The organism is Streptomyces sp. NPDC058671 (genome assembly GCF_042716475.1).
In the GTDB taxonomy this organism is placed as follows: domain Bacteria; phylum Actinomycetota; class Actinomycetes; order Streptomycetales; family Streptomycetaceae; genus Streptomyces.
Window position 1 is genome coordinate 1 of record NZ_JBHXSA010000053.1, and the last position, 11558, is coordinate 11558.

At 71.3% G+C, this 11558-nt stretch carries 11 protein-coding genes; 5 read left to right on the top strand and 6 right to left on the bottom strand.

What is annotated here, in order from left to right; all coding sequences use genetic code 11:
* Window positions 1-44 precede the first annotated feature (44 nt).
* Entirely contained in the window at window positions 45-401 is a 357-nt protein-coding gene (locus ACFWV2_RS32675; RefSeq protein WP_056645451.1) for an iron-sulfur cluster assembly accessory protein, read from the bottom strand.
* A 258-nt stretch (window positions 402-659) separates the two neighbouring features.
* On the opposite strand from ACFWV2_RS32675, the gene nadA reads away from it, so the two are divergent.
* Window positions 660-1856, top strand: coding sequence for a quinolinate synthase NadA (nadA, locus tag ACFWV2_RS32680; RefSeq protein WP_384410931.1), 1197 nt, complete (start codon window positions 660-662; stop codon window positions 1854-1856).
* A 68-nt stretch (window positions 1857-1924) separates the two neighbouring features.
* Here the strand turns inward: nadA and ACFWV2_RS32685 are convergent, their stop codons facing one another.
* The 5 genes from ACFWV2_RS32685 to ACFWV2_RS32705 form a co-directional block, all read right to left on the bottom strand.
* Entirely contained in the window at window positions 1925-5095 is a 3171-nt protein-coding gene (locus tag ACFWV2_RS32685) for an efflux RND transporter permease subunit (RefSeq protein WP_384410934.1), read from the bottom strand.
* 187 nt (window positions 5096-5282) lie between these two features.
* A complete protein-coding gene (locus tag ACFWV2_RS32690) occupies window positions 5283-5972 on the bottom strand; it encodes a response regulator (RefSeq protein ID WP_384410937.1) in 690 nt (229 codons plus the stop codon).
* Window positions 5969-7210 carry a sensor histidine kinase gene (locus ACFWV2_RS32695; RefSeq protein WP_384410940.1) on the bottom strand — a complete coding sequence of 414 codons (1242 nt, stop codon included), beginning with the start codon at window positions 7208-7210 and terminating at the stop codon, window positions 5969-5971. Before ACFWV2_RS32695 ends, ACFWV2_RS32690 begins: the two co-directional genes overlap by 4 nt.
* Window positions 7211-7360: 150 nt before the next feature.
* Entirely contained in the window at window positions 7361-7639 is a 279-nt protein-coding gene (locus ACFWV2_RS32700; RefSeq protein ID WP_384410943.1) for a hypothetical protein, read from the bottom strand.
* Window positions 7640-7658: 19 nt separating this feature from the next.
* The gene (locus ACFWV2_RS32705; RefSeq protein WP_384410946.1) at window positions 7659-8453 is read right to left on the bottom strand and encodes a PspA/IM30 family protein; all 795 of its coding nucleotides are present in this window, start codon (window positions 8451-8453) and stop codon (window positions 7659-7661) included.
* A 273-nt stretch (window positions 8454-8726) separates the two neighbouring features.
* On the opposite strand from ACFWV2_RS32705, the gene ACFWV2_RS32710 reads away from it, so the two are divergent.
* From ACFWV2_RS32710 to ACFWV2_RS32725, 4 genes are all read left to right on the top strand, one after another.
* Complete coding sequence (locus ACFWV2_RS32710) at window positions 8727-9332, top strand: DUF3043 domain-containing protein (protein ID WP_384410948.1); 606 nt, start codon at window positions 8727-8729, stop codon at window positions 9330-9332.
* 65 nt (window positions 9333-9397) lie between these two features.
* Complete coding sequence (locus ACFWV2_RS32715) at window positions 9398-10174, top strand: class I SAM-dependent methyltransferase (RefSeq protein WP_384410951.1); 777 nt, start codon at window positions 9398-9400, stop codon at window positions 10172-10174.
* A gap of 93 nt (window positions 10175-10267) precedes the next feature.
* Window positions 10268-11341, top strand: a complete 1074-nt coding sequence (locus tag ACFWV2_RS32720; RefSeq protein WP_384410954.1) for a S1C family serine protease — start codon at window positions 10268-10270, stop codon at window positions 11339-11341.
* A gap of 34 nt (window positions 11342-11375) precedes the next feature.
* On the top strand, window positions 11376-11558 hold a 183-nt coding region (locus ACFWV2_RS32725), incomplete at its 3' end, for a hypothetical protein (protein ID WP_384410956.1).

Here is an 11558-nt window from a genome sequence, read left to right on the forward strand (position 1 = left end):
GGAGTGATCCCGGGCCGCCGCCCTCATGCGTACGCCGTGTGCGACTAGCTGAACGAGTCGCCGCAGGCGCAGGAGCCCGTGGCGTTCGGGTTGTCGATGGTGAAGCCCTGCTTCTCGATGGTGTCGACGAAGTCGATCGACGCGCCGCCGAGGTACGGGGCGCTCATGCGGTCGGTGACGACCTTGACGCCGTCGAAGTCCTTCACGACATCGCCGTCGAGCGAACGCTCGTCGAAGAACAGCTGGTAACGCAGGCCGGAGCAGCCGCCGGGCTGAACGGCGACGCGCAGGGCCAGGTCCTCGCGGCCTTCCTGTTCGAGGAGGCCCTTGACCTTGGCCGCGGCGGCGTCGGACAGGAGGATGCCGTCGCTGACAGTGGTCTTCTCGTCCGATACGGACATCTGCTTCTCTCCCGGTGTGTACGGAGACTGCTTGCCGACGGTTGCAACCGTCGGTGCCCCGGATTCATTCCGGGCCGAGTGGGGTTTCCTCTTTCATGCTCGCACACCCTGTCCCACCGCGGGGACGGTGAAGTCCCGCGGCGGGGACGGCGAATTCGTCACATCGACACTATGGCCGTCGTCATCGTGACGTGAAGCGGTTATGATAGATAGCGTCATTTCGACGAAAAGCATCCCCGCTGGTTCCCCGAAGAAAGGGTGCGTGACGTGACCACGGCCCAAGCCCGTCATGATCTCGACGTACAGCCGACGCCGCTCGCCCTGCTCCTGCTCGGCCGCGAGGCCGACCCCAAGAGCGAGCGCGGAGTGGAGTGCCCCGGCGATCTGCCGTCGCCCTCCGACCCCGACCTCGTGGAGCGCGCCCGCGCGGCCAAGGAGAAGCTCGGGGACAAGGTCTTCGTCCTCGGCCACCACTACCAGCGTGACGAGGTCATCCAGTTCGCCGACGTCACCGGTGACTCGTTCAAGCTCGCGCGCGACGCCGCGGCGAGGCCCGAGGCCGAGTACATCGTGTTCTGCGGTGTCCACTTCATGGCCGAGTCGGCCGACATCCTCACCGGCGACGAGCAGAAGGTCGTCCTGCCCGACCTGGCGGCCGGCTGCTCGATGGCCGACATGGCCACCGCCGAGCAGGTCGCCGAGTGCTGGGACGTGCTGACCGAGGCCGGCGTCGCCGAGCAGGTCGTGCCCGTCTCGTACATGAACTCCTCGGCCGACATCAAGGCCTTCACCGGCAAGCACGGGGGCACCATCTGCACCTCGTCCAATGCCGAGCGGGCCCTGAACTGGGCCTTCGAACAGGGCGAGAAGGTGCTGTTCCTGCCCGACCAGCACCTCGGCCGCAACACCGCCGTCCGGGACATGGGGATGTCCCTGGACGACTGCGTGCTCTACAACCCGCACAAGCCCAACGGCGGACTGACCGTCGAGGAGCTGCGCGCCGCCAAGATGATCCTGTGGCGGGGTCACTGCTCGGTGCACGGACGCTTCTCGCTGGACTCCGTGAACGACGTGCGCGAGCGCATCCCCGGCGTGAACGTGCTCGTCCACCCCGAGTGCCGCCACGAGGTCGTCGCCGCCGCTGACTACGTGGGCTCGACCGAGTACATCATCAACACCCTGGAGGCGGCCCCGGCCGGTTCCTCGTGGGCGATCGGCACGGAGCTGAACCTGGTCCGGCGTCTGGCGAACCGATTCGCCGACCAGGGCAAGGAGATCGTCTTCCTCGACAAGACGGTCTGCTTCTGCTCGACCATGAACCGGATCGACCTGCCGCACCTGGTGTGGACCCTGGAGTCCCTGGCCGAGGGCAACCTCGTCAACCAGATCCAGGTCGACAAGGAGACGGAGAGCTTCGCCAAGCTGGCCCTGGAGCGGATGCTCGCTCTGCCGTAACGGTTCTCCTCCCCGTACACGCCGTGGGCGCCCCGCACGACCGCGGGGCGCCCTTCGTCGTCCGGGGCTCAGTCCAGGAGGTTCAGCAGACTCGCGTCCAGCGGGGAGACGTCCGGCTGATCCGGGTTGACCGTCGCGTCGCCCTTCTCCTTCGCCGCTCGCCTCGCGTCCTTCTTCGCCGCCTTCTTCTTCGCGCGGCGCTCCTTGCGGAGCTCCACCATCGCGTACAGCGTCGGGACGAGGAGCAGGGTCAGCAGCGTCGAGGTGAGCAGACCGCCGATCACGACCACGGCCAGCGGCTGGGCTATGAAGCCGCCCTCGCCGGTGATGCCGAGGGCCATCGGCAGCAGCGCGAAGATCGTCGCGAGGGCCGTCATCAGGATCGGGCGGAGCCGGTGCCGGCCGCCCTCGACCACCGCCTCGACGACACCCAGGCCCTGGGCCCGGTACTGGTTGATCAGGTCGATCAGGACGATCGCGTTGGTGACGACGATGCCGATGAGCATCAGCATGCCGATCATCGCCGGGACGCCCATCGCGGTGTCGGTGACCACCAGGAGACCGATCGCGCCGGTCGCCGCGAACGGGATCGAGACCAGCAGGATCAGCGGCTGGATCAGCGACCTGAAGGTCGCCACGAGCAGCATGAAGACGATCGCGACGGCCGCGAGCATCGCGAGGAACAGGTTGAGGAAGGCCTCGGACTGGTCCTCGGAGACGCCGCCGATGGTGGCGGTGGCGCCCTCCGGCAGGTCGAGCGCGCCGATCTCCGTCTGGAGGGTGCTGCTCACCGCGCCGGTGTTGTCACCGACCGGCTTCGCCGTGATCGTCGCCGCGCGGGCGCCGTCGATCCTGGTCATGGAGACCGGGCCGGGGACCAGCTCGACGGTGGCGATGTCGCCCAGCCGCACCGGGCCGAGGGGCAGGGCCTTGAGCCCGTCCAGGGTGGTGACGGGCCGCGCCGAGGTGATCAGGACGTCCCGCTCGCTGTCGTCGAGGATCGCCTTGGCGGCCGGGGTGCCCCGGACGGCCTGGGCGACGATCATGCCGAGCGAGGCGGAGTCGAAGCCCGCGTCGGCCGCGGCGGGCTTCGCCGTGACGGAGATGCGCGGTACGGACTGCGAGAGGTCGCTCTGCACGTCGGTGACGTCCTTCAGCCCGGCGATCGCCGTCCGGACCTGCTCGGAGGCCTTCTTGAGGACCTCCGGGTCGGCGGCCTTGACGACCACGCTCAGGTCCTGGCTGCCGAAGCCGTCGCCGGCCGAGAGAGTCGTGTCACCGATCCCGTCGAGGGCGCCGAGGCCCTTCTCGATGGCGGCGCGGGTCTTCTCGTACGCGTCGGAGTCCTCAAGGCTGACCTTGTACGAGGCCTGGTTGGTGCCGGTACCGCCGCCGAAGGCCGCCATGAAGCCGGACGAGCCGACGTTGACCTGGTAGTCCTTGACACCCTCGGTCTCCGCGAGGAGCTTCTCGATCTTCTTCGCGGCCTCGTCGGAGGCGTCGAGACCGGTGCCCGGCGGCAGCTCCTGCTGGATGCTGAGGACCTCCTGCTCGCCCTGGTCGAAGAAGTTCGTCTTGAGGAACGGGGCCATGCCGAAGGTGACGACCAGGACGGCGAGGGCGATGCCCAGGCTGGCGAGCCTGCGCCGGGTCGCGAACCGCAGGACGGGCACGTACACGCGCTGGAGACGGCTCTTCTCCTCCTTCTCCTCGGCCAGCCTGCGCGCCTCCGCCAGGTCCTCCGATGTGCCCTTCGGGGCGCGGAGGAACCAGTACGAGAGGACCGGGACCACGGTCAGGGAGACGAGGAGCGAGGCGAGCAGGGCCGCGGTGACCGTCAGCGAGAACGAGCCGAACAGCTCACCGATCATGCCGCCGGTGAGCCCGATCGGCAGGAAGACGGCGACGGTGGTGAGGGTGGAGGAGGTGACGGCACCCGCCACCTCGCGGACCGCGGTGAGGATCGCGGCCTGGCGCTCCTCGCCGTAGCCGAGGTGGCGCTTGATGTTCTCCAGGACCACGATCGAGTCGTCGACGACCCGGCCGATGGCGATGGTCATCGCGCCGAGCGTCAGCATGTTCAGCGAGAGGTCGCGGGTCCACAGCACGATCAGGGCGAGGACGACCGAGAGCGGGATGGAGACCGCGGTCACCAGGGTCGAGCGGATCGACGCGAGGAAGACCAGGATCACCAGGACGGCCATGACGAGGCCGAGCGCACCCTCGGTGGTGAGTCCTGAGACGGCCTTGGCGACGGCCGGGCCCTGGTCGGAGACGACCGTCAGCTCGGCGCCCGCGCCGAGGTCACGGCGCAGCTCGGGCAGCATCTCCTCGACGGCGTCCGAGATGGCGACGGCGCTGCCGTCCTTGTCCATGGTGGCCATGACGGCGAGGCTGGGCTTGCCGTTGGTACGGGTGAGGGAGACGCGCTGCGACTCCTCCTGGCGCACGGTGGCCACGTCACCGAGGCGGACCGCCTTGCCCTTGCCGGGGGCGGCCGCCGGGATCCGCAGGTCCTGGATCTGCCGCAGCGAGGTGTAGCCGCCGCCGACCTGGATCGTGCGGTTCTTGCCGTCCTGGGCGAAGGAGCCGGCCGGCATCGTGCCGCCGCCCGAGCGGAGGGCCTCGGCGAGCTTGGCGGTGGTGAGACCGGCGGCGGCGAGCCTGCGCTCGTCCGGGGTGACGGAGACCTGGAGGTCCTGGACGCCGGAGACGGAGACCTGGCCGACGCCCTCGATGCCTTCGAGGGCGGGGACGACGGTCCGCTCCAGACGGTCGGCGAGGGCCTGCTGGTCCTGGTCGGACGCGGCGGCGAGGACGACGGTCGGCATGTCGTCCGTCGAACCGGCGATCACCTGCGGGTCGACGGAGTCGGGCAACTGCGCGCGGGCGCGGTTGACGGCCTGCTGGACGTCCGCGACGAGCTGCTTCGTCGACTCGTCGCCGTAGTCGAAGGAGGCCATGACGACGGCCATGCCCTCGGAGGCGGTGGAGGTGACCGACGTGAGGCCGTCGACGGCCTTCAGGTTGCTCTCCAGCGGTTCGACGACCTGCTTCTCGACCACATCCGGAGAGGCACCCTGGTACGGGGCGAGGACCGAGACCATCGGCAGCTCGATCGAGGGGAACAACTGCTGCTTCAGCTGCGGTATCGCGATCGCCCCGAACACGATCGCGACGATGGACATCAGCCCGACCAGGGCCCTTTGCGCGAGGCTGAATCTGGACAGCCAGGACATGGGGTCTCTCTTCTGTGGCGTACTCGTCGACAGGCGGGAGCAGCCAGGACCCCGGCCCGGACCCGCTGGATCCGCCGGAGACGCCCCCCCTTCCCACGATCCGCCATCGACGGCCGTAAGTCCTCGGCCCCCGGGTCCACATCCTTGTCGCGCGCATACCGCGTCTGGAGTACGCCGGGGCCTCGGGTCACTCCACCCTCGGACGGACCAGCCCCGATTCGTACGCCGTGACCACCAGCTGGGCCCGGTCGCGGGCGCCCAGTTTCGCCATGGCCCGGTTGACGTGGGTCTTCACGGTGAGCGGACTGACATCGAGGCGCTCGGCGATCTCGTCGTTGGACAGGCCGCCCGCCACCAGCACCAGGACCTCCCGCTCCCGGGCGGTGAGCGCGGTGAGCCGCTCGGTCCGCGCCCCGACGTCCCCGTGGACGGCCCGTCCGCCCGTGCCCTGCGCGAGGAACGTGGCGATCAGCCCCTTGGTGGCGGCCGGGGACAGCAGCGCCTCGCCGGCGTGGGCGATCCGGATCGCGCCGAGGAGCTCCTCGGGTTCGGCGCCCTTGCCGAGGAAACCGGAGGCCCCGGCGCGCAGCGACTGCACGACGTACTCGTCGACCTCGAAGGTGGTGAGCATGACGATCCGTACGTCGGAGAGTTCGGGGTCGGCGGTGATCAGGCGGGTGGCCGCGAGGCCGTCCGTGCCCGGCATCCGGATGTCCATCAGGACGACGTCGGGGTGCTCCGAGCGGGCGAGGGCCACCGCCTGGGCGCCGTCGGCGGCCTCGCCGACGACCTCCATGTCCGGTTCTGAGTCCACCAGGACCTTGAAGGCGCTGCGGAGCAGGGCCTGGTCGTCGGCGAGCAGCACCCGGATGGTCATGTGTCCTCCCCCGTACGGGACGTCACCGGCAGTATCGCCTGGACCCGGAAACCGCCGCCGTAGCGGGGGGCGGCGGTCAGGGTGCCGCCGAGCGCGCCGACCCGTTCCCGCATGCCGAGCAGACCGTGACCGCCGGTGGGGGCGGGTCCCGGGACGGAGGGGGGCCCGCCGTTGTCGAGGACGGTGATCTCGACCGTGCGGCCCACCCGGACGACGCTCACCTCCGCCTCGGCGTCCGGTCCCGCGTGCTTGCGGACGTTCGTGAGGGCTTCCTGCACGATCCTGTACGCGGCCAGGTCGACGGTCGCGGGCAGCGGCTTCTCCCCGTCGGTACGGGCCAGGGCGACCGGGAGCCCGGCCTTGCGGAAGCTGTCGAGCAGCCCGTCGAGGACGGCGAGGCCGGGGGCCGGTTCGGTGGGCGCCTCGGGGTCGCCGGACTGGCGCAGCAGGCCGACGGTGGCGCGCAGCTCGTCGAGCGCGGAACGGCTGGCCTCCCGTACGTGCGCGAGGGCCTCCTTGGCCTGGTCGGGGCGCTTGTCCATGACGTGGGCCGCGACGCCGGCCTGGACGTTCACCAGGGCGATGTGGTGGGCGACGACGTCGTGGAGGTCGCGGGCGATCCGCAGCCGTTCCTCGGCGACCCGGCGTCCGGCCTCCTCCTCGCGGGTCCGCTCGGCCCGCTCGGCCCGCTCCCGTATCGCGTCGACGAAGGCCCGGCGGCTGCGGACGGCGTCCCCCGCGGCGGCGGCCATGCCGGTCCAGGCGAAGACGCCGAGGTTCTCCTGCGCGTACCAGTTGGTGGGGCCGAAGGTCATGGCGGCGGCGGTGAGCACCGCCATCGTGGCGAGGCCCACGCGCCAGGTGGTGGGGCGGTCGGTGCGGGAGGCGACCGTGTAGAGCGCGACGACGGCGCTCATGGCGATGGGGGCGGGCCGGGTGTCGCTGATCAGTTCGACGAGGCTGATCGTCACGGTGAAGCAGAGCACCCGGAAGGGGTGGCGGCGCCGCAGCACGAGCGCGGCGGCCCCGGCGACCATGATCAGCACGCTCCAGGCGTCGGGCGTGTGGTCGCCGAAGGTCGGCCCGTCCGGGCTGCCGTGGGGGTCGGTGAAGGACCCGGCGACCATGCAGACGAGCGCGCCGGCCGCGACGGTCGCGTCGAAGGCGAGGGGGTGGGCACGGAACCGGTCGCGGAGACGGAGGTAGAGCGTGCCGGTGGCGGGGCCGGTGGGGGTCACGGGGGACAACGGTACGGGGAGGGAAGCCCGGGAGGTGTCCGGCCTGATCGGCAGGACACCCCGGAGCGGGAGGCGGGGGCAGGACACCCGTGGGGGAAGCACGCTGCCCCGCCTCCCCGGTCGGGGTGGCGGGGCAGCGACGGTCGTGCGTCAGCCCGGGATCAGGCCGTCGTCGGAGAGCATCGCCCTGACCTCGTCGAGGCTCGCGTCCGGGGCGGGGAGGATGAGCTCCGAGGGTTCGAGGGCGTCGTCCGGGAGTGGCTCACCGAGCCGCCGGACCGCGTCCAGGAGGGCGCCCAGCGTGTGCCGGAAACCTTCCCCGTCCCCCGATTCCATCTCTGCGAGCAGCTCGTCGTCGAGCTTGTTCAGCTCGACGAAGTGGCTGTCGGCCAGCTTCCACTGGCCCTCCCCCATGATCCGTACGATCATGTCGCGTCCTGTCTGTCGCCTACTTCTCGAAGCGGGGGTGGGACTGCTGGTTCTGGTCCTGCGGCGCCGCAGCGCCACCGCCCTCGAGGGCCTGCTGCTGCGCCGACGGGCCGCCGGCCAGTTCCGCCTTCATCCGCTGGAGCTCCAGCTCGACGTCCGTACCGCCGGACAGCCGGTCCAGCTCCGCCTGGATGTCGTCCTTCGCGAGACCGGACTGGTCGTCCAGGGCTCCCGAGGCGAGCAGCTCGTCGATCGCGCCGGCGCGCGCCTGGAGCTGGGCGGTCTTGTCCTCGGCCCGCTGGATCGCGACCCCGACGTCGCTCATCTCCTCCGAGATGCCGGAGAAGGACTCGGCGATCCTCGTCTGGGCCTGCGCCGCCGTGTAGGTCGCCTTGATCGTCTCCTTCTTGGTACGGAAGGCGTCGACCTTGGCCTGGAGGCGCTGGGCGGCGAGGGTGAGCTTCTCCTCCTCGCCCTGCAGCGTCTGGTGCTGCACCTCCAGGTCGCTGACCTGCTGCTGGAGCGCGGCGCGGCGGGACAGCGCCTCACGCGCCAGGTCCTCGCGGCCGAGCGCCAGTGCCTTGCGGCCCTGGTCCTCCAGCTTGGCGGACTGGCCCTGCAGCTGGTTCAGCTGGAGTTCGAGCCGCTTGCGGGAGGTGGCGACGTCGGCGACGCCCCGCCGCACCTTCTGCAACAGCTCCAGCTGCTTCTGATAGGAGTAATCGAGCGTCTCGCGCGGATCCTCGGCCCGGTCAAGGGCCTTGTTCGCCTTCGCGCGGAAGATCATCCCCATACGCTTCATGACACCGCTCATGGGCTTCGCGCGCCCCCTTCTGACGGACTTCGAATCCAGCTCTTCGACAGGATCCACAGTACGGGCCCTGTCTCCATTACCGCACTGTTCGGAGCGGGATGCGCTCCTCCCCAAGGACGACTACGGGCGGCCCTCCCTCCCGCGCAGGGAGTAGAGGGATCTCAGGGAGACCGCGCCCGTCCTCACCCGCACATCGCCATGGACGCACTCCGTTAGCGGATCGTTCCCGGCCGGCCTCGGGTTCATGCCCACCACCCCGTACCCTTGGGTTTTGTGTTCCGTAGCCGTTCGAAGGACGAGAAGGCCCCCACCGACAAGGTGACGGCGGACCTCTCCACCAAGCAGCCCCGCGACCCCGAGGCCCCCAAGGGCCGCCCGACCCCGAAGCGGAGCGAGGCGCAGACCCAGCGCCGTCGCGCCGTGACGGTGCCGACCGACCGCAAGGAGGCCGCCAAGCGCCAGCGCGAGGCACGCCGCTCCGACCTGGCACGTCAGCGTGAGGCGCTGGCGAGTGGCGACGAGCGTTATCTGCCGGCCCGCGACAAGGGTCCGGTCCGCCGCTTCGTGCGCGACTTCGTCGACTCGCGGTTCGCGATCGCCGAGTTCTTCCTGCCGATGGCCGTGGTGATCCTCGTGCTGTCGCTGTTCGGCAACGCCAACCCGTCGCTGCAGAACATCTCCCTGCTGCTCTGGCTCGGTGTGATCATCCTGATCGTCATCGACTCGGTCGGCATCTGGCTCCGTCTGCGGAAGCAGCTCGCCGAGCGCTTCCCGAACGAGCCGAAGCGCGGCGCCGTCGCCTACGGCCTGATGCGCACGCTCCAGATGCGCCGACTTCGGCTGCCGAAGCCGCAGGTCAAGCGCGGAGAGCGGCCCTGAGCGCCGACAGCTCGGAGCCCGTCGGGCGCGCTTTCGGCGCGGCGACCTCAGAGGCGGGCGGCCCGGTGCTGCCCGCCGTCGCGCACTGGCCCGCCGGATCCGGCGGGCTGCGCGACACGATCCGCCAGGAGATCGTCGCCCGTCAGCTCGACGAGCAGATATCCGGCCGCTACCCCGTGGGGCAGCGACTGCGGATCCTCGACGCGGGCATGGGCCAGGGCACCCAGGCCCTGCGGCTCGCGCGCGCCGGCCACACGGTGACCGGCCTGGAGGCCGATCCCGACCTCCTGAAGGCGGCCCGTGAGTCGCTGGCGACGGAGCCCGCCGGGATCCGTGAGCGGGTCCGGCTGATCGAGGGCGACGGCCGCGAGACCGGGGTGCACTTCCTGCCCGGCAGCTTCGACGTGGTCCTCTGCCACGGCGTGCTCATGTACGCGGACGAGCCGGACGCGCTGCTGGCCGGCCTGGCCCGGATGCTGGCCCCCGGCGGGCTGCTCTCCCTGGTCGTGCGGAACGCCGACGCCCTGGCCATGCGGCCGGGGCTCGCCGGCGACTGGTCGGGGGCGCTCACGGGCTTCGACTCGGACGTCTACACGGACGACCACGGCGTGAAGGTGCGGGCCGACCGCCTCGACGCGCTGACGGCGACGCTCGCGGGGATCGCGGCGCCGCTGCACGCCTGGTACGGGGTACGGGTCTTCACCGACGGCGTCCCGGCCGAGGCGGGCCTGCCGGCCGCCGACGAGCTGGACCGGCTCCTCGCCGCCGAGGACCGGGCGGGCCGCACGGAACCGTACCGACGGATAGCGGCGCTGCTGCACCTGTGCGGGGTACGGGGCTGAGACGGGCGCGGGGCCGGTGCCCGGGAGGGGCCGGCACCCCTGATCGGGTGCGTTCGTCGGGCCCCGCGCGGGCGTGAACCGGATACTCCGGACATGGACGTATCCCGTGGCCACGCCCGTACCCCTCGCCGTCTCCTCCCCCTGACCGCCGCACTGTGCGCCGCCGCGCTCGTCGGGGGTTGCTCCGCCGAAGGGGACGCGCCCGTGCGTGAGCGCTCCACCCAGGCGGCGGTGCCGCTCGCGGCCAACGACCTCCAGGACGACTACCGGGCCGTCATCAAGAACGTGCTGCCCTCGGTCGTCCAGATCGACGCGGCGAACAGCCTGGGCTCCGGGGTCGTGTACGACGCCGCGGGGCACATCGTCACCAACGCGCACGTGGTCGGCCAGGAGAAGAACTTCAAGGTCACCGCCGCCACCGGTGGGCAGCCGGTGACCGCCCGGCTCGTCTTCTCGTACCCCGAGCAGGATCTCGCGGTGATCAGACTCGCGTCCGTGCCGCAGGGCCTCAAGCCGGCGAGGTTCGGCGACTCGGCCGCCGTCGACATGGGGCAGATCGTGTTGGCGATGGGTTCCCCGCTCGGCCTGTCCGGCAGCGTGACGCAGGGCATCGTCTCGGCGACCGGCCGCACCGTCAGCGAGGGGCGGACGGGCGGGGGCACGGGCGCGACCATCGGGAACATGGTCCAGACGTCGGCCGCGATCAACCCCGGCAACAGCGGGGGCGCGCTGGTGAACCTGAACAGCGAGGTCATCGGCATCCCGACGCTCGCGGCGACCGATCCGGAGATGGGCGGCGGCTCGGCGGCCGGGATCGGGTTCGCGATCCCCGCGTCGATGGTGCGGACCGTCGCGGACCAGATCGTCAAGGACGGCAAGGTGACGGACTCGGGGCGGGCGGCCCTGAACATCACCGGCCGTACGGTGCTCGACGACGACTACGAGCCGGCGGGCGTGGCCGTGGTCGAGGCGCCGGCGAACGGGGCGGCGGGTCGGGCGGGCCTGAAGCCGGGGGACGTGATCACCCGGCTCGGTGACACCGACATCACGACGATCACGTCCCTGTCGGAGGCGTTGGCCTCGCTCCGGCCGGGCGACAAGGTGACGACGACGTACGTCCGGGGAACGGCGACACGGAAGGCGGAGGTCACCCTGGGCGAGATGTGAGGGGGCCTGCGGCGGGGCGCGGTGGTCCCCGGAGGTGCGGGCCCCACCTGCGGACGCCTCGACGCCGTCGGCGGGAGCGGAGCCGCGCCTCGGGGCGCGGGCAAACCACCGGGAGCGGGCGCACCACCGGGAGCGGGCGCACCACCGGGAGCGGGCGCACCACCGGGAGCGGGCGCACCACCGGGAGCGGGCGCACCACCGGGAGCGGGCGCACCAC